At 57.2% G+C, this 15,867-nt stretch carries 18 protein-coding genes, 1 tRNA gene and 1 pseudogene; 14 read left to right on the top strand and 6 right to left on the bottom strand.

Going from position 1 to position 15,867, the window contains the following annotated elements:
* Positions 1-6: 6 nt before the first annotated feature.
* The 6 genes from RAE04_RS06225 to RAE04_RS06205 all read left to right on the top strand — a co-directional run bounded on the left by RAE04_RS06225 (position 7) and on the right by RAE04_RS06205 (position 5,566).
* Positions 7-555: a DUF501 domain-containing protein gene (locus tag RAE04_RS06225; RefSeq protein ID WP_284836395.1), complete on the top strand. Its 549-nt coding sequence runs from the start codon at positions 7-9 to the stop codon at positions 553-555.
* Between the two features lie 10 nt (positions 556-565).
* A complete protein-coding gene (locus RAE04_RS06220) occupies positions 566-1,531 on the top strand; it encodes a Ppx/GppA phosphatase family protein (protein WP_049379137.1) in 966 nt (321 codons plus the stop codon).
* Positions 1,532-1,571: 40 nt separating this feature from the next.
* Positions 1,572-1,648: transfer RNA gene (locus tag RAE04_RS06215), tRNA-Leu, on the top strand.
* Between the two features lie 210 nt (positions 1,649-1,858).
* Complete coding sequence (locus RAE04_RS06210) at positions 1,859-2,608, top strand: Bax inhibitor-1/YccA family protein (RefSeq protein WP_408933130.1); 750 nt, start codon at positions 1,859-1,861, stop codon at positions 2,606-2,608.
* A gap of 471 nt (positions 2,609-3,079) precedes the next feature.
* Positions 3,080-3,694 carry a DUF3558 family protein gene (locus RAE04_RS11730; RefSeq protein WP_410493254.1) on the top strand — a complete coding sequence of 205 codons (615 nt, stop codon included), beginning with the start codon at positions 3,080-3,082 and terminating at the stop codon, positions 3,692-3,694.
* A gap of 309 nt (positions 3,695-4,003) precedes the next feature.
* On the top strand, positions 4,004-5,566 hold the full coding sequence (locus RAE04_RS06205) for a hypothetical protein (RefSeq protein ID WP_317026777.1): 1,563 nt from the start codon (positions 4,004-4,006) through the stop codon (positions 5,564-5,566).
* 43 nt (positions 5,567-5,609) lie between these two features.
* Here RAE04_RS06205 and RAE04_RS06200 read toward each other — a convergent pair whose 3' ends face one another.
* From RAE04_RS06200 to RAE04_RS06190, 3 genes are all read right to left on the bottom strand, one after another.
* Positions 5,610-5,888 carry a thiamine biosynthesis protein X gene (locus RAE04_RS06200; protein ID WP_317026776.1) on the bottom strand — a complete coding sequence of 93 codons (279 nt, stop codon included), beginning with the start codon at positions 5,886-5,888 and terminating at the stop codon, positions 5,610-5,612.
* Positions 5,889-5,929: 41 nt separating this feature from the next.
* On the bottom strand, positions 5,930-6,451 hold the full coding sequence (gene greA, locus RAE04_RS06195; RefSeq protein WP_005323614.1) for a transcription elongation factor GreA: 522 nt from the start codon (positions 6,449-6,451) through the stop codon (positions 5,930-5,932).
* Positions 6,452-6,571: 120 nt separating this feature from the next.
* A complete protein-coding gene (locus RAE04_RS06190) occupies positions 6,572-7,042 on the bottom strand; it encodes a DUF4307 domain-containing protein (RefSeq protein ID WP_239274463.1) in 471 nt (156 codons plus the stop codon).
* A 95-nt stretch (positions 7,043-7,137) separates the two neighbouring features.
* On the opposite strand from RAE04_RS06190, the gene mca reads away from it, so the two are divergent.
* From mca to RAE04_RS06175, 3 genes are read left to right on the top strand one after another with little or no spacing between them, the layout of a single operon-like run.
* Positions 7,138-8,028: a mycothiol conjugate amidase Mca gene (gene mca / locus RAE04_RS06185; protein ID WP_317026775.1), complete on the top strand. Its 891-nt coding sequence runs from the start codon at positions 7,138-7,140 to the stop codon at positions 8,026-8,028.
* A 3-nt stretch (positions 8,029-8,031) separates the two neighbouring features.
* The gene (locus tag RAE04_RS06180; RefSeq protein WP_005323610.1) at positions 8,032-8,343 is read left to right on the top strand and encodes a hypothetical protein; all 312 of its coding nucleotides are present in this window, start codon (positions 8,032-8,034) and stop codon (positions 8,341-8,343) included.
* 12 nt (positions 8,344-8,355) lie between these two features.
* Positions 8,356-9,132, top strand: coding sequence for an isoprenyl transferase (locus RAE04_RS06175; RefSeq protein ID WP_408933128.1), 777 nt, complete (start codon positions 8,356-8,358; stop codon positions 9,130-9,132).
* Positions 9,133-9,135: 3 nt separating this feature from the next.
* On the opposite strand, the gene coaA is transcribed toward RAE04_RS06175, so the two are convergent.
* A complete protein-coding gene (coaA, locus tag RAE04_RS06170; RefSeq protein WP_049378455.1) occupies positions 9,136-10,062 on the bottom strand; it encodes a type I pantothenate kinase in 927 nt (308 codons plus the stop codon).
* Between the two features lie 118 nt (positions 10,063-10,180).
* On the opposite strand from coaA, the gene glyA reads away from it, so the two are divergent.
* A complete protein-coding gene (gene glyA, locus RAE04_RS06165) occupies positions 10,181-11,464 on the top strand; it encodes a serine hydroxymethyltransferase (protein WP_317026773.1) in 1,284 nt (427 codons plus the stop codon).
* Here glyA and RAE04_RS06160 read toward each other — a convergent pair.
* Positions 11,461-11,790: a DUF5997 family protein gene (locus tag RAE04_RS06160; RefSeq protein ID WP_023021891.1), complete on the bottom strand. Its 330-nt coding sequence runs from the start codon at positions 11,788-11,790 to the stop codon at positions 11,461-11,463. The two genes, glyA and RAE04_RS06160, sit on opposite strands and share 4 nt — an antisense overlap.
* Before the next feature lie 71 nt (positions 11,791-11,861).
* On the opposite strand from RAE04_RS06160, the gene RAE04_RS06155 reads away from it, so the two are divergent.
* From RAE04_RS06155 to RAE04_RS06140, 4 genes are all read left to right on the top strand, one after another.
* Complete coding sequence (locus RAE04_RS06155; RefSeq protein ID WP_317026772.1) at positions 11,862-12,536, top strand: LysR family transcriptional regulator substrate-binding protein; 675 nt, start codon at positions 11,862-11,864, stop codon at positions 12,534-12,536.
* A gap of 145 nt (positions 12,537-12,681) precedes the next feature.
* Positions 12,682-13,323 (top strand): hypothetical protein, encoded by a 642-nt coding sequence (locus tag RAE04_RS06150; RefSeq protein WP_317026771.1) that lies wholly within the window; start codon positions 12,682-12,684, stop codon positions 13,321-13,323.
* Positions 13,324-13,507: 184 nt separating this feature from the next.
* The gene (locus tag RAE04_RS06145) at positions 13,508-14,872 is read left to right on the top strand and encodes a PhoH family protein (protein ID WP_317026770.1); all 1,365 of its coding nucleotides are present in this window, start codon (positions 13,508-13,510) and stop codon (positions 14,870-14,872) included.
* Positions 14,873-14,950: 78 nt separating this feature from the next.
* Positions 14,951-15,520, top strand: coding sequence for an N-acetyltransferase family protein (locus RAE04_RS06140; RefSeq protein ID WP_317026769.1), 570 nt, complete (start codon positions 14,951-14,953; stop codon positions 15,518-15,520).
* A gap of 86 nt (positions 15,521-15,606) precedes the next feature.
* On the opposite strand, the pseudogene RAE04_RS11725 reads toward RAE04_RS06140, so the two are convergent.
* Positions 15,607-15,843: pseudogene (locus RAE04_RS11725) on the bottom strand (hypothetical protein); the annotation flags it as partial.
* Positions 15,844-15,867 lie beyond the last annotated feature (24 nt).

Here is a 15,867-nt window from a genome sequence, read left to right as displayed (position 1 = left end):
GTCCGCATGACCGTCACTGATGCAGATATCGCTGTAGTAACTGAGCAATTGGGCCGCACTCCACGCGGGGTCCTAGAGGTTTCTTATCGCACGCCGGATGGGCAGCCCGCGGTAATTAAAACGGCACCCAAGCTTGCCGACGGCACCCCATTCCCGACCCTCTACTACCTCACCGACCCACGGCTTACGGCAGAAGCCTCACGCTTGGAGGTTGCTCACGTTATGAAGTGGATGGAAGCCCGCTTGGGTGAGGACGAGGAATTGGCTGCCGACTATCAGCGTGCCCACGAATACTTTTTGGCCAAGCGCAATGACATCGAAGACCTTGGCACCGATTTCTCCGGTGGCGGCATGCCCGATCGGGTGAAGTGTCTGCATGTGCTCATCGCGTACGCGCTTGCTGAAGGCTCACAGCATTTCCGTTTGGGAACTGAGGCGGTGGCCATGGCCGCCGACCACGGCAAGCTTCGAGGCTCTGCTATCCCGCAGGATTGGCCCAGCGTAGAGGATCTGGGGATTGACTTGGCCCAGTTCGATTTCTCTAACGCGGAATAGGAGGGCTGCTATGACTCGCGTTGCTGCGATTGATTGCGGTACCAATTCGATTCGCTTGCTCATCTCTGAAATTCAGGATGACGGCAAGGTCCGCGATATTACCCGCACCATGGAAATCATCCGCCTGGGAGAGGGCGTCGATGCCACTGGCGAAATCGCCCCTGCAGCTCTAGACCGCGCCCGCGTGGCCTTGGAAGGCTACGTGCGCCAGATGAAGTTTGAGAAGGTCACCCGCGTGCGGATGGTTGCTACCTCCGCTACCCGCGATGCCAAGAACCAACAGGAATTCTTCGACATGACCGCTGAGTTGCTCGGCCAAATTCAGCCTGGCGCACAGGCCGAGGTCGTCTCAGGTGAGGAAGAGGCTTTGTTGTCCTTTAATGGCGCCGTGGCCGATGTGGAGCCAGACCGGGGGCCATTCTGTGTTATCGATTTGGGTGGCGGTTCGACTGAGTTCGTCGTAGGCACCGCAGATGGCGATATCTTGGGCACCCACTCGGCCCGCATGGGATGCGTCAGGCTAACCGAACGCATCATGCGTACCGATCCGCCAACCGAGTCGGAGATTGAGATCGCTTCCGAGTACGTCGGCGAGCGCACGGCGGAAGTAGAGAAGATAGTACCTATTTCTAAGGCCCGTACCATCGTCGGCTGCGCAGGCACTTTTACCACTCTTTCTGCATTGGCTCAGGGCCTTGAGCGCTATGACGCCGATGCCATTCACGGGTCTGAGCTCCGCTTCGATGCCCTGCGCGTGCTTTTGCAGCAGCTTATTAGCCTGCCTTCCGACGTCCGCGCCCTCAACCCCGTCATTCACCCCGGCCGTGCCGATGTCATCGGCGGTGGGGCCGTAGCCGTCGAAGGCATCATGCAGCTCATCGAGCGCAATTGCGATGCACGCAGCTTTTTCATCAGTGAAAAGGACATTCTCGATGGCATTATCGCTGGTCTGGCTGCGGAGGGTACCCCTCGTTAACTCCCGCAGGGTGAGGTGTCCTAAAATATTCCTTGCCCTTGCCCCCATAGCCCAATCGGCAGAGGCAGTCGACTTAAAATCGATTCAGTGTGGGTTCGAGTCCCACTGGGGGCACCATGTGAAGTCTCGAGACGTCTTTCTTGGAGGCGTCTCGAGACTTTTTGCGTCAGCATGTCTCCACAGCATTTATGCGGAAGCTTCACACAAAACTTCTAGCTAAATGGTAAGAATGTGGAACTTTATGGGGTGGTGTTTCGTTGAATGGGGTGAGATAGCTAATTTGCACCTCTCTTAGAAAGGACAACCGTGCGTTCAAGCAATCCGGTAATGAGTTCTCTGACCGAAAACAGTAGCCGCCAAAATCCTGGTTACGCGGACGCATCTACTCGTCCCATGACCGTGGATGATGTAGTGACCAAGACGGGCATAACCCTCGGCGTCATCATTGTCGCCGCAGCCATCAACTTCGCCTTGGGAATGCTAGTGAGCCCAGGTATCGCCATGGCCTTGACTCTGGTCGGTGGTATCGGTGGCTTCATTACCGTGCTCGTTGCCTCTTTTGGTAAGAAGTGGGGTTCTCCTGCAGTCACCCTGATTTATGCCGTATTTGAAGGCCTATTTGTCGGCGGCTTCTCCTTGATGTTCGCCAATGTCAATTTCCAGGGCGAGGGCGGCATGGCCATCATTGGTCAAGCGATTGTCGGCACCATCGGTGTCTTTATTGGCATGCTGATTGTGTATAAAACTGGCGCAGTGAAGGTGACCCCGAAGTTCACCAAAATTCTTTTCGGCCTGATTGCTGGCGTTGCTGTCATGGCGCTTGTTAACTTCTTGGGCGCGATTTTCTTTGATTTCAACCCGTTGCGCGATGGTGGTCCGATTGCCATCATCTTCTCGCTGGTCTGCATTGTTCTTGGTGCCCTGTCCTTCCTGACCGACTTTGATCAGGCTGACCGCATGATCCGCGCTGGTGCTCCCGCTAAGAACGCGTGGGGCGTTGCTCTGGGCCTCGCCGTGACCTTGGTCTGGCTCTACACTGAAATTCTCCGTCTGCTGAGCTATTTCCAGCGTGACTAACTGATTCTTTTGTACTGGCCCGCACTTCGGCGCGGGCCTTTTTGTTGCCGAGAATCGCTTACAAACGTGTAATTTCTGGGGTAATTCTGGGGGATAAAGTGAGGGTTTAACCTTCATTTGGTCTACAAAACCACTACCAGCGGTGATACAGCTAATGAGCAGGAAATTTCGCCTTTTGGACGTGATGGGTGTGACATATGGGACAAATAATTTTGTTAAATTGCCGTTAACCTTTGCGGTCGCGTAGAAAAATCTGGGTGCCTCATGCATGCTGTGTACCGGAACGGGAAATATGAAGTGAAAAGTTCTCTGTTTCACTCTTCCTGTTCCTCTCGTCAGGAAGTGAGTGCGCGAAGGATTGTTGTGAAGCGTCAGGTCACCGTAGCAACGTTGATGGTCAGCAGCACCGTTATGCTGAGCAGCTGCGTTGCAGACATCGGTACGAGGAGCGCGTCGGAGGAACCCACCAAGGTGGACGAATCTGGCGGCATTAGTTCGACCGACGGTGCAGGGGGAGCCAACGGGGACCCGGGGGATGACGCGGAAGGCAATCAGGGGGAAACGGCACACACTAATGGCGGGAAGAATGCGGGCGGCGCCGGCCAACCGGGGGAGGCCGGCGCCACGGGGTCGGGAGACACTTCCGGCGTCCTACCGCCACTGGGGGAATTCGATCCGGCAGACCCGAGCTTCGAGCTTTTTGATCCGTGTACGGAGATTCCCGAAGGAACCTTGCAAGAAATCGGGGCCGGAGAACTGGAAGGGGACACTATTCGAGAAACTGGCCTATCTCTCTGTACGTTTGCTCTTGAGGGGAGCGGTGAGTTTTCGGGTATCATTGGATTTTCGAGTTCGAAAAGAACTCCTACGACTAACCAATTGTTAGAACTCGAAAATTCTCAATCAGAAGTTGAAACGAGTCCCGTCGAATTCGTTGAGGATGAGCTATTTGAGGACATGTTCTGCACAGCTGGTGTTCAAACAAGACGAGGCTACGTAACTGTAAGTCATTCTGGCAGGAGCTTTGATAGTAATTTCCGAGAGAAATGTTTCGAAGCCGAGAAAATATTACTTCAACTAACTTAGTTATTAAATCGGGGGGAAAGAGTGAAAGTTCGTACGGAAAGTATTTTATCTGCAGCGTTAAAAACCTCGACAATGCGACGAGAAATGGATTCATTGGCAGCCCAAACAAGATCTCCATTGAATGCCGGCTTTTCGTCGGTAGTAGGGATTGACCATGTGGGTTCAGTGCATCAGAGAGTGCTTGAAACTGATCCCGGCTCGGCTAGCAACTCTATAAGAGCATTTACTGACCAACTCGAGTGGTTGGACGACAGTCTAGGACGGGAAGCCCGAGGGTTTCAGTCGCAGGAGGACGCGAATAGTCGGGGAATGGAGATCGCGGATGCAGGTGGGGATATCGGTATTGAGGCGATGCCGATTATGAACCAGCCGGAGCCGGGGTACAGCCCATTTGGGTTTTCCATGCCGGTGGTGAATGTCGGTACAGACATTGTGAAGCTGGCTACGGACCTGATGTCGACGCAGATTTGGAATGTGTCGGAGGCGAATGCGCGGTGGAGCTCGTTGGCGTCGGAAGTCGACGATATCGTTAGCGGGTTGCAGGAAGCAGCTGGGTCTTTGGAAGGCGAGAACGACAGCGAAGCCACGTCGAGGGCAGCGGCCAAGGTTAGGGAAGTGGCGGCGTCGGGAAGCCACTTTGTAGCAAATGCCAAGGTCATGGCGGAGAAACTGACTGGATTCCACGCCAAGCTGATGGGCATGCAGCCGACTGCGATGGCCATGGCGATGGAAGTGATGGCCATTCCAGAACCGGTCGAGCGCGAAATTGCGGAAAAGGCCGCATTGGCCGCATTGCAACCTGACCTGCAGCGCTTCGCGGTAGAAGCAATGCCGTACCAGCACGCTCTGATGGAACAATCGCCGGCGTCGGGAGGCGGCGGTGTCGACGCCGGCCTCGCTGGAGTTGATGGTGATGGGCAGCGCTACACCACCGATGCCGTGGTATGGCCAAAGAAGATTGCGGAAGCGATTGCGCGAGGCGAGTTGGGGCCGGGGAACTTCGACGTCGTCAATGGCAATGTGGACGGGCTTGAAGCGGTGGGGATGAGCCCACAGGAAATTGATGGTTTTCACCAGCAGATGCATACTAGCGGCAGGAATGCGCTGGAAAGGCTTGGCCTGGGAGACCAGGTAGCCATCGGTGGGAATGAAGTGTCCACCCAAGGGGCGTCCGTGCCGAGTGTCGCTTCGCCGAACGGGGCGATGGGGCAGGTTCCTAGTGGTACAGCGCATCCGGTTGCCGCAGGAGCACATGGAGGCGCGCTTAATAACAGCGGTGCGATGGCGCCGGTAGCTACCGCGCAATCCGCCAATTCTGGGATGGCGCCGATGATGGCAGCCGGACGGCCCGGGGATGCGGGCCGCGGCGTACGCATCGGTCAGTCGCTACGAGGCGGAATTGGATCCGCTGCAGGAAATATAAGTCGCAGCGCCGATGTGGCGCGCGCCGGAAGAGGAGCGCAGTCGGGCCTGCACCTTGGACGCGGAGCCGGAGCGCCCTACGCCGGTGTCGGTTCAGGCGTGCGCGCTGGCCATAGCAATGCACTCGGCGGCGGTTCGGGCATGCGCGCTGGTCTTGGCAGCGGTGCAGGAAACGGTGCTGGTGCGGGCATGCGGCCTGGCGTAGGCGGCGGTGAAAGTGCCGCCGCGGCAGCGCGCGGTGGTAATGCAGGCCGTTCAACCGGAGGGGCGCGAGCCTATGGTCCAATGATGGGGATGCGCGGAGGTAAAGACAGTGAGAAAAAGCGCGTAAAGTCCGCCACCACGCAGGTCGAAAGGGACCCGAATAAGCGCGACCTCTTGGGGGAGCCGCCCGCTGTCGTGCCCGGTGTCATCGGGGATTGGGTGCGGGAAGTGAACCCAGAAAAATAGCATGAAAAAGGGCCGAGGATATCCCTCGGCCCTTCAAGCCTTATTACTGCTGTGGCAGTTCGGTGGCGGTACCGTTCAAGTGCGGCTGTGCTGGCTCTTCTGGAACACCGGACTCGACTACAGGTGCTTCCTCTTCAATAACGGTCTCGGGTGCGGAAGAGCTGGTCTCAGCATCTTTCTGCATCGGGGCCTCACCGGTGAAGGTGGAGGCATTTTCTACCTTGGAATCAGAATCCTGCTGGTTCGGTGGGTGGCAAGCAGCGAGGGAGAGGCCAGCGGTGAAGATCAGGCCAGCGGCGGCGAAACGGGAGAACTTCTTCATGGGGATGTGCTCTTTCTCCAGAGTGGTAAGTGGTTAAAAGTTTAGGACTCGCGTGGAGCAGCGGCCTTAGCAGAATCATACGGCGCTGCGGACTCGATGGTGACCGAAATGGTCTTGCCATTCGGAGCGGTGTACTCGCGGGTCTCGCCCTCTTGTGCGCCAAGGATGGCAGCGCCCAGCGGGGACTGCTCGGAATAGGTTTCTAGGTCCTTGTTATCGGAAGCAGCGGCGCGGGTACCGATGAGGAAGGTCTCCTTATCGTCCTTGTCACCGTTGTAGTAAACGTGAACTACGGAACCGGTGTGGGCAACGCCCTCCTGAACAGCACCGCGCTCGGTGGTGGCATTCGCAAGAACCTCAGAAATCTGCTTAATGCGGGCCTCTTCCTGGTCCTGCATCTCACGTGCGGCGTCGTAACCGGCGTTCTCTTTGAGGTCGCCTTCCTCACGGCGCTCGTTGATTTCAGCCGCGACTACTGGGCGGTGGTCGATGAGCTCCTGCAGCTCGGCCTCGAGCTTCGCCTTGGTTTCTGGGGTGATGTACTGCTTTTGCTGCTCAGCCATTCTGCAACCTTCCGTAGATAGGAATTGTGGTCAAAGCCCCTGCTAATCCCTGGGGCTATAGGTAAAAGTGGAACCGGGCATATACCCAGTTCTAGGCGCTACAAATCCTAGCACACGCGGCTAGCGGCTTTCCGCGTAGTCAGGGTTATCCATATCCAAGTATTCGGGAATATTGCCGGAACAACCATAGGCCCCGCCAGCCACGGCACGAGCGTTGGTTGGAACGTCGACAGCGATGCGCTGGGTTTCGTTCCCGCCCGCGGGAACGGGGAATTCACGGCGGCCTACTTCGGACTTGGAATAGTCATAGGCTTGGACAATGCAGTAGGCATCTTCATCGGTGTGATTGCGGGTGACATCGACCCAAACGCGGGTGGAATCATCGCTCAAAACCTCCTGGGTCACGATGGATACCTGTGCGTTCACCCGCTCCTTTTCCTGGAAATACCGGAATCCGAAGAAAATAAGCGCGATAAAAATGGCGACAAAGATGAGCACCAGCGCCTTATTAGTCCAGCTACCAGAGTTCTTTTCAGAGGAGCCGCGGGAGCCGTAGCGGGCGGCTGAGCGAGAGTTTCCGGCGGAAGTCATGGCTTCCACTCTAGTCGAGGACCACTGTTTTCCAATTATCTACTAGGATAATCATCTGTTCAAAGAACCTAGATTAATAAGGGGATGGATTTTCAGTGAGCGATTTTCGCCTACTAGCTATCCACGCGCACCCAGACGATGAATCTTCCAAGGGTGCTGCAACCACCGCGCGCTATGCCGCAGAAGGCAATGAGGTTTTGGTGCTAACTTGTACCGGCGGCGAGCGTGGCGATGTGATTAACCCCGCCATGGATCGCCCGGGAATCAAGGAAAAGATGGGCGAGGTCCGCCGAGAAGAAATGGCTAACGCTGCGCGGGCACTGGGCGTACAACACCGCTGGCTGGGCCACGTTGATTCCGGATTGCCGGACCCGGTTGAAGGCAAGACTATGGAGGAATTACTGCCGGAAGGCTGTTTTGCGTTGCTGGGAGATGACACCGTCGCGCAGGAATACGTCCAGGTCATCCGTGAATTTCGACCACACGTCATTGTCACCTATGACGAAAATGGTGGCTACCCGCACCCAGACCATTTGATGGTGCACCGGGCTTCCATGATCGCGTGGGAGAAGGCCTGCGATGCCGAGTACCACCCAGAGCTGGGTAATCCGTGGGAGCCGCTGAAGCTGTACTATTCGCACGGCTTTGTTTATCAGCGCATGAAGATGTTCCATGATCTGCTCCTGGAAGAAGGTAATACCAGTCCCTATGGGCCAATGTTGGCGCGTTGGGACACCGCTTTTGGCGATATCATGGCGCGTGTAACCACCCAGGTGGAATGCGCGGATTACTTCAGCAATCGCGAGGAGGCCTTGCGGGCGCACGCCACGCAGATCGATCCGGCGGGTGCCTTCTTGGCGACGTCGGTGGAGGTACAGCAGCGCCTTTGGCCCACCGAGGAGTTTGAGCTGGCGAAGACCCGCGTTTCTACCTCCCTGCCAGAAAACGACCTTTTTGCCGGCATCGAAGAGAAAGAGGAGGCCTAAGACATGAGTATGTATGGCTCTTTCGTTCTGGCCGCACATGACGTATTTGTACTAGCCCAGGGAACCGAGGGCGCCGAAGGTGGCCCAATGGGCCCTGAATTTGGCAAAGCTTCGCCCATTGGCCTGCTGATCTTGGCGCTTATGGGCGTTGCGGTGTTGTTTGCGGGTTGGAATTTCCATCGCCGTTACTCACGCTTTCGCCGCCGCATGATGTTTGCTGAGGATCACGGAATCGATCCATTCGATGAGGAAGCCGTGGATAAGGCGATGAAGGAAGCCGGCATTTACGATAACCGCAAGAAGTCCATTTTCTAGGCGGATAGACTAATGAGCGTGAGTTCTCTCAAGCAGCTGGCCTACCCAGCTTATGAAGCCCGTCTGGCGCGCCTGATCAAGGGAAAGCCGCAGCCTAAGCACATAGCCATTATGGCCGACGGCAATCGTCGGTGGGCGCGTGAGGCTGGGTTTACCGATATCAGCCATGGTCACCGCCAAGGCGCCAAGAAGATCGGAGAGATGATCTCGTGGTGCCGCGATACTGATATCGAGGTGGTCACCATTTATTTGCTGTCCACAGAGAACCTGAAGCGCAGCGAACAGGAAGTAGAGCTGCTCTTTGACATCATCTCGGACGTGGTTACACACCTATCCCATAGCGACGTCGGCTGTCAGGTGCGCTTGGTTGGCCACCTCGACCTACTCCCAGATGATATTCGCCAGCGCATGGTGACGGCAGCGGCAGAAACCAAGGACAATACCGGGGTCATCGTCAATGTGGCGGTGGGCTATGGCGGGCGCCAAGAAATCGTGGACGCCGTGCAGAACTTGGTGCGTGCGGAAGCAGAGAAGGGAACTACCGCAGCGAAGATGGCGGACCGCGTCACCGCAGAATCCATTGGGGAGCACCTATACACCAAGGGACTTCCTGACCCGGATTTGGTTATCCGCACCTCTGGTGAACAACGCCTGTCGGGCTTTCTCCTGTGGCAGGCCGCGTACTCCGAGATCTGGTTCACGGATACTTACTGGCCAGCATTCCGCAAGGTGGACTTCCTCCGCGCCTTGCGGGATTACTCCCAACGTTCGCGCCGCTTTGGCAAATAGGCTCTAGAGCTTGCGCATCCGTACCTGCTCCACCAAGTGATGCGAGCCCTTTTTCAGTACAAGGGAGGCTCGCACACGGGTGGGCAGGATATTTTCCACCAAATTCGGCAGGTTAATGGACTGCCAAATTTCGCGAGCTTGGGCGCGGGCTTCCTCATCGTTCATGTCTGCAAAGGCAGAGAAGTGGGCGTTGGGCTCGCGGAAAGCGGTGTGCCGCAGAGTAAGGAAGCGGTCGATATACCACTGCTCGATATCGTCGGTGCGGGCATCAACATATACCGAGAAATCAAAGAGGTCCGCCACGGTCAACGTGGGACTCGTCTGCAGTACGTTGAGCCCTTCCAGAATAAGGATGTCGGGCTGGTTTACTTCCTGGTATTCCCCGTCCACAATGTCATAGGAGATATGAGAATAAAGTGGCGCCTTGACCAGAGGCTTTCCTGATTTTACGTCCGTGACAAAGCGAAGGAGTGCACGCCGGTCATAGGATTCTGGAAATCCCTTGCGTTGCATGAGGCCGCGTTTCTTGAGGGTTTCGGTGGGGAAGAGGAAGCCGTCGGTAGTAACGAGCGCGACCTTGGGGTGGGAGTCCCAGCGTTGCAGGAGCACCTGAAGGAGGCGGGCAGTGGTGGATTTTCCCACTGCCACGGAGCCGGCCACACCGATGACAAAGGGAACGTGCGTCGGAGGGTTGCCTAAGAAGGACTCGGTAGCCGTGGTGAGCTGCTGGCGTGCCATGACCTGCATATGGATAAGGCGGGAGAGGGGGAGGTAGACATCAGCCACCTCATCCAAGTCGATGCGGTCTCCTAGGCCGCGAAGCTTTTCCACCTCGGTTTCCGTGAGCACCTGAGGCATGGATTTACGCAGTTCACGCCAGGTCTCGCGGTCAAAATCTAGGTAGGGACTCGAATCCAATGTGCGCGCCATGGCTCCATTGTTGCACTTGCATAATCTGTGGGTAAAAGTATGCCCCCTTAGGGAGCATGGCACGATAAGATATGCAGCATCCCATACCGCTTGATTTTGAGAAGGGGACCACACCTTTATGGCTTCTTTTACCTCTGACCTCCGCGACCTCGATCCGGACGTATTCGGCGCAATTCAGGGAGAGATTTCCCGCCAGCGCGAAACCCTGGAAATGATCGCCTCTGAGAACTTTGTGCCTCGCGCCGTGCTCCAGGCACAGGGCTCCGTGCTTACCAACAAGTACGCCGAGGGCTACCCGGGGCGCCGCTACTACGGTGGCTGCGAGCATGTCGACGTCGTGGAAGACCTAGCTCGCAGCCGCGCTAAGGAGCTCTTTGGTGCGGAATTCGCCAACGTTCAGCCGCACTCCGGTGCGCAGGCGAACGCAGCCGTGCTTTCCACCATCGCTGAGCCGGGCGACAAGATTTTGGGCCTGTCCCTGGCGCACGGCGGCCACCTTACCCACGGCATGAAGTTGAACTTCTCTGGCAAGCTTTATGATGTCGCTGCCTACGAGGTGGATCCAGAGACCATGCGTGTGGACATGGATAAGCTGCGCGAGCAGGCGCTGAAGGAAAAGCCGAAGGTCATTATCGGAGGCTGGTCTGCCTACCCGCGCACCATGGATTTCGCGGCCTTCCGTGAAATTGCTGATGAGGTCGGCGCTTACCTGTGGGTAGATATGGCCCACTTTGCTGGTCTCGTGGCGGCCGGCCTGCACCCGAGCCCAGTGCCTCACGCGGATATCGTGTCCACCACCGTGCATAAGACCCTGGGTGGCCCGCGCTCCGGCATGATTTTGGCCAAGCAGGATTACGCCAAGAAGATCAATTCTAACGTCTTCCCAGGCCAGCAGGGCGGACCGCTGATGCACGTGGTCGCAGCCAAGGCCATCGCCATGAAGATTGCCGCTACAGAGGAATTCAAGGAGCGCCAAGAACGCACCTTGGAGGGGGCTCGCATTCTGGCAGAGCGCCTTACCGCCGAAGATGCCAAGGCAGCTGGCGTGGACGTACTGACCGGCGGCACCGATGTGCACTTGGTCTTGGCGGACCTGCGCAATTCCGAATTGGATGGACAGCAGGCAGAGGATCTGCTGCACGAGGTAGGCATCACTGTTAACCGCAATGCCGTACCGAATGACCCGCGTCCGCCGATGGTCACCTCTGGCCTGCGCATTGGTACTTCTGCGCTGGCAACCCGCGGTCTCGATGCTGAGGCCTTCACCGAGGTTGCAGATATTATCGGTACCGCTTTGGTACAGGGCAAGAATGCCGATGTGGAGGCCCTGCGCGCTCGTGTGGACAAGATTGCCGAGCACTACCCGCTGTATGAGGGCCTCGAGGACTGGCAGCTGGTCTAGTCCTTCACCTCATGGCCACGGGCCTGCGCCATGGTGGCGCGGGCCTGCTGGAGCCATTCCGGCTGCTCTTGGAGGAGCTGATTGATTTCCGCTGTGGTCAGCGGCTTATCCATATCGTTCTTCTTGAGCGCGGTAACCGAGATGCCTAGCTTATGGGCAACCTCAGGGCGGGGATGAGGTCCTTCGCGGCGCAAGGTTTGTAGCCACTCGGGCGGGTTATGCTGCAATTCGCGCAGCTCTTCGTGGCTAATGGCACTATTTTGAAACTCGTCCGGCGCGGCGGGTAGGTAGATGCCTAGCTTCTTCGCCGCGGTTTGGGCACGCATAGCGGTGCCGGATGGTTGCTTTTGTTCTTCAGTCACGCTTTTACCGTAGCACTTTCAGTAGACTGTCCTCTATGCTGCGCTTAGCTTTTGCCACCGGTACAGAGCCTGGAAAGTGGTTTCGCCGATTCGAAGAAAATACTGCTCATGGTGGCTTGTACACCGTTGATGCGGACGATGCGCTCGCCCCGCTGGTAGCCGGCAAGGTCGACCTAGCTCTTGCGCGCTTGCCGGATGCGCGGGTGGACGACACTTTCCATGTGGTGCGACTGTATCAGGAGGCCCCGGGCATCGCCGTTCCCAAAGACTCGGTCTATGCGGAGGTGGGCGAGGAGCTTACGCTTGCCGACGTCGCTGATGAACACCTTAACTACCGCCTCGCCGATTCCGGGCGTGTCGATGTCCCCGCCGTCCGCGATGCCCTCCAAGTGGTGGCGGCCAATGTAGGCATCGCGATTGCGCCGCGGCCCCTGCTGAAGGTCTTGAGCAAAAAGCAGGTGGTGCCGTTGAGCCTCAAGGACGAGTCCGTGCCAGTGACAGAGATTGCATTGGTGTGGCGCAAGGACGATGACGGGGAAGCAATTCAGGACTTCGTGGGCGTCGCTAAGGGCCGCACGGCGCGTTCCTCCCGCCAAGAGAAGCCGAAGCGCAGCGCCAGGGAAAAGGCGAAGGCGAAGCAAGCGCGGAGAAACGTTAACAATTCGTTACAAAAGAAAAAGAAGGCCTCTAAGCAGCGCAAACGTAGGTAGTCCTTTACTGTTTGCTGTCCGCTTCCTGTCCGTGCGGGTGGCGTTAGCTGGATGGTGCCATTACGGTGGGCGTCGTTCGTCATTAAGGACGATTAAACAAAAATTTAGAATTAACTTACTTTCTCGTTGAAAGGATGATGCAGAAATGCAGAAGATGACCCGTCGTATCGCAGGTGGCTTCGCAGCCGCAACCCTGTCCGTTGCTCTCGTAGCTTGCTCCGATGCTGAGGATGCAGCTGACGACGCCAAGGACACTGCCGGCTCCGTAGCTGCAGACGCTACCGACACTGCTGGCTCCGCTGCCGCCGAGGCCACCTCTAAGGATGACGCTGACGACGCGGACGATTCCGAGGATGCAGAAGCATCTGACTCTGAAGATGCGGACGACCAGGATGACGCTGACGACAAGGACGGCGCTACCAAGTCCATCGCTACCGCTAACGGTGACGTAGAGGTTCCGGCTGATTTCGCTTCCGCAATCGAAGAGAAGAAGGCTGAGTGGGGCGACGTAAAGAGCATCGAGCAGGGTGACGATGATGAGTTCCTCGCTAACTTCGATAACGGCAACCTGCTGACCTTCGACGACGATGAGGGCGCTCAGCCTATCGTTGGCAAGATTGCTGAAACCTGGAAGGAGCAGGGTGGCCTGGACTCTGAGGTAGGCCTGCCTAAGGCTGCTGAGGAAAAGGCTGCTCAGGGCAAGGGCTGGACCCAGCAGTTCGACGATGGCGTTATCTCTTGGATCCAGGACGAGAGCGGCAAGTTCACCTCTTCCGTAGAGAAGTAAATAGCTCTTTTAGAGCTTCTCCCTCTGCAGCTTCTGCTGCGGAGGGATTTTTCGTTTTCTTAATGTTCATCTTGCACCCATGTAATTTCAACCTTCGGTGCCTACTTTGGGTGGCAACCCCGGGGATTCGGGGTGATTCGGAAGAAGTCTGATCTACCGCACACTAAGGGAGAACCCTGCCATCATGCCTCGTCCCTCTGTACTTTCTACTCCGCTTGCCACTACTGATAACACCGTCGCTACCAAGACCTATGTAGTGGATACCTCGGTCTTGCTTTCTGACCCTTGGGCCCTGCGTAAATTTGCAGAACACGATGTGGTCCTTCCCGTTGTAGTTATTTCTGAACTGGAAGGAAAACGTCATCACCCGGAGCTTGGCTGGTTCGCCCGCCAAGCTCTTCGCTTTTTGGAGGAGCTGCGCGCTACCTATGAGGCCTTAGACCAGCCGGTTCCCGTCAATGTGGATGGCGGCACCCTGCGCGTGGAATTGAACCATCAAGACCAATCCTTGCTGCCTACCGCGTTCCGCGGGCCCGAGGGCGACCACCGCATCTTGGCGTGCGCTCTCAACCTTGCGCACGAGGGGAAGAACACCGTGCTCGTCACGAAGGACGTGCCACTGCGTGTGAAGGCCGGCGCGGTAGGCGTGCAGGCGGATGAGTATCACGCCCAGGACGTAGTCTTGACCGGCTATACCGGAATGGCGACGGTGCAAACCAGCTCGGATGTCATCGATGCCCTCTATCGTAATGGGGAAGTCATGCTAGACGGCGTCGAAACTGAAAAGGGTACCGCGGTGGAGGATCTGCCGGTGCACTGCGGCTTGACCTTGGCAGCGGGTGCGCAATCCGCGCTGGGTCGCATGAGTGCTGATGGCGTGGTCGAGCTCGTACGTGGTGATATCAATGCCTTTGGCCTTCACGGACGCTCCGCAGAGCAGCGTATCGCTTTGGATCTGCTGATGGACCCAAACGTGGGAATTGTCTCCATCGGTGGCCGCGCCGGCACCGGCAAGTCGGCACTTGCGCTGTGCGCCGGTTTGGAGGCGGTGCTTGAGCGCGGGGAGCACCGGCGCATTGTGGTCTTTCGCCCGATGTATGCGGTTGGCGGGCAGTCGCTGGGATACCTACCGGGCACTGAATCGGACAAGATGAACCCGTGGGCGCAGGCGGTCTATGACACCTTGGAGGGCTTGGTGTCTGACAACGTCATGGAAGAGGTACATGAGCGTGGCCTTATCGAAGTCTTGCCGCTGACGCATATTCGCGGGCGCTCGCTGCATGATGCTTTTGTCATCGTGGATGAGGCGCAGTCCTTGGAGCGAAACGTCTTGCTTACTGTGCTTTCTCGGTTGGGGAAGGGCTCGCGAGTAGTTCTTACTCACGATGTGGCACAGCGCGATAACCTGCGCGTGGGCCGGCACGACGGAGTGCAGGCAGTGATTGAAAAGCTCAAGGGACACGAGCTTTTTGCGCATATTACGCTGCAGCGTTCCGAGCGCTCTGCCATTGCGGAGCTCGTTACTGACCTGTTGGAAGGCGGCAACTAGGCCAAGTTCGTTCGCGTTTGGCGATCTTTATGTGTACAGCGTGGCGAAGCTGGGCATGGCCCAGTAATAATGTTGTATATGAGCGAGAACGCTAAGCAGACGTCTTCGGACGACAAGAAGAAAGATTTCCGCATCCGCCCCTTTACCGCGGCGGATTACCCGCAGATGCGAGAGATCTATGAACAGGGGCTCAATACTGGGCACGCTACCTATGAGACCCGATCCCTGACCTTTGAGGAATTCAAAGCCGGCAAGATCATGCCTTCGGTGCATGTAGCCGTTGAAGCAGATGATGATTCTAAGGTCCTGGGGTGGGTTTCCGCAGCACCGGTATCTACCCGCACCGTATTCCACGGAGTGGTGGAGGATTCCATCTACCTAGGCGCCGAGGCACAAGGGCGCGGCATCGGCGGCGCACTTCTGGATCGTCTGATTGAGGTGTGTCAGGACCTGCACAAGTGGGCCATCCACTCATGGATTTTCCCCGAAAATACAGGTTCTGCGGGGCTGCATAAATCGCGCGGCTTCGTGAAGGTGGGCACCTACTCGCATATGGCGAAGATGACCTACGGCGAGCTTGCGGGCCAATGGCGCGATACCGACGTATATGAGTTGCTTTTGCCCAAGCCGGAGGAAAAGAAGCGGTAGTTTCCCAGCGCATTTAAGCCCCTGCTCGTACCACACTCGTGGTAACGATGGCAGGGGCATTTTGGGCGCTACACTGCAGGAACGTATCAGGAACTAAACCAACGCTGAGCTTGTGAGCGCATGTCATCGCTCAAGCGGCTAAAGCGCGGGATCGGGGTGCCGTGCGCGCGGGCTAGGGACACTAGATAGTCCCTTGTACGCCGCACCTCGATGGGACCGGCTTGAATATCCAACGCCGCTTGAAGGCCGCCGGAGGCATAGCCGAGCGCGGATTCTATGGGGGCGTCGGCAAGCGGGAATTCATCGCGCAGGGCATGCAGCTCCCGGCTAGTGGCCTATATTTCTGC

It is taken from the genome of Corynebacterium sp. CTNIH16, from assembly GCF_032821655.1.
Lineage (GTDB): Bacteria > Actinomycetota > Actinomycetes > Mycobacteriales > Mycobacteriaceae > Corynebacterium > Corynebacterium marquesiae.
This window is presented reverse-complemented; position numbering and strand designations above follow the sequence as displayed.

Excerpts from the sequence above, each read along its gene's own strand:
- greA (WP_005323614.1), bottom strand. The coding sequence starts at position 6,451 with ATGGCTGAGCAGCAAAAGCAGTACATCACCCCAGAAACCAAGGCGAAG.
- RAE04_RS06140 (WP_317026769.1), top strand. The coding sequence starts at position 14,951 with ATGAGCGAGAACGCTAAGCAGACGTCTTCGGACGACAAGAAGAAAGAT.
- RAE04_RS06180 (WP_005323610.1), top strand. The coding sequence starts at position 8,032 with ATGAGTATGTATGGCTCTTTCGTTCTGGCCGCACATGACGTATTTGTA.
- glyA (WP_317026773.1), top strand. The coding sequence starts at position 10,181 with ATGGCTTCTTTTACCTCTGACCTCCGCGACCTCGATCCGGACGTATTC.
- RAE04_RS06155 (WP_317026772.1), top strand. The coding sequence starts at position 11,862 with ATGCTGCGCTTAGCTTTTGCCACCGGTACAGAGCCTGGAAAGTGGTTT.
- RAE04_RS06210 (WP_408933130.1), top strand. The coding sequence starts at position 1,859 with ATGAGTTCTCTGACCGAAAACAGTAGCCGCCAAAATCCTGGTTACGCG.
- RAE04_RS06220 (WP_049379137.1), top strand. The coding sequence starts at position 566 with ATGACTCGCGTTGCTGCGATTGATTGCGGTACCAATTCGATTCGCTTG.
- RAE04_RS06175 (WP_408933128.1), top strand. The coding sequence starts at position 8,356 with ATGAGCGTGAGTTCTCTCAAGCAGCTGGCCTACCCAGCTTATGAAGCC.
- RAE04_RS06200 (WP_317026776.1), bottom strand. The coding sequence starts at position 5,888 with ATGAAGAAGTTCTCCCGTTTCGCCGCCGCTGGCCTGATCTTCACCGCT.
- coaA (WP_049378455.1), bottom strand. The coding sequence starts at position 10,062 with ATGGCGCGCACATTGGATTCGAGTCCCTACCTAGATTTTGACCGCGAG.
- RAE04_RS06160 (WP_023021891.1), bottom strand. The coding sequence starts at position 11,790 with ATGCGTGCCCAAACCGCGGCGAAGAAGCTAGGCATCTACCTACCCGCC.
- RAE04_RS06145 (WP_317026770.1), top strand. The coding sequence starts at position 13,508 with ATGCCTCGTCCCTCTGTACTTTCTACTCCGCTTGCCACTACTGATAAC.
- RAE04_RS06190 (WP_239274463.1), bottom strand. The coding sequence starts at position 7,042 with ATGACTTCCGCCGGAAACTCTCGCTCAGCCGCCCGCTACGGCTCCCGC.
- RAE04_RS06205 (WP_317026777.1), top strand. The coding sequence starts at position 4,004 with ATGGAGATCGCGGATGCAGGTGGGGATATCGGTATTGAGGCGATGCCG.
- RAE04_RS06225 (WP_284836395.1), top strand. The coding sequence starts at position 7 with ATGACCGTCACTGATGCAGATATCGCTGTAGTAACTGAGCAATTGGGC.
- RAE04_RS06150 (WP_317026771.1), top strand. The coding sequence starts at position 12,682 with ATGCAGAAGATGACCCGTCGTATCGCAGGTGGCTTCGCAGCCGCAACC.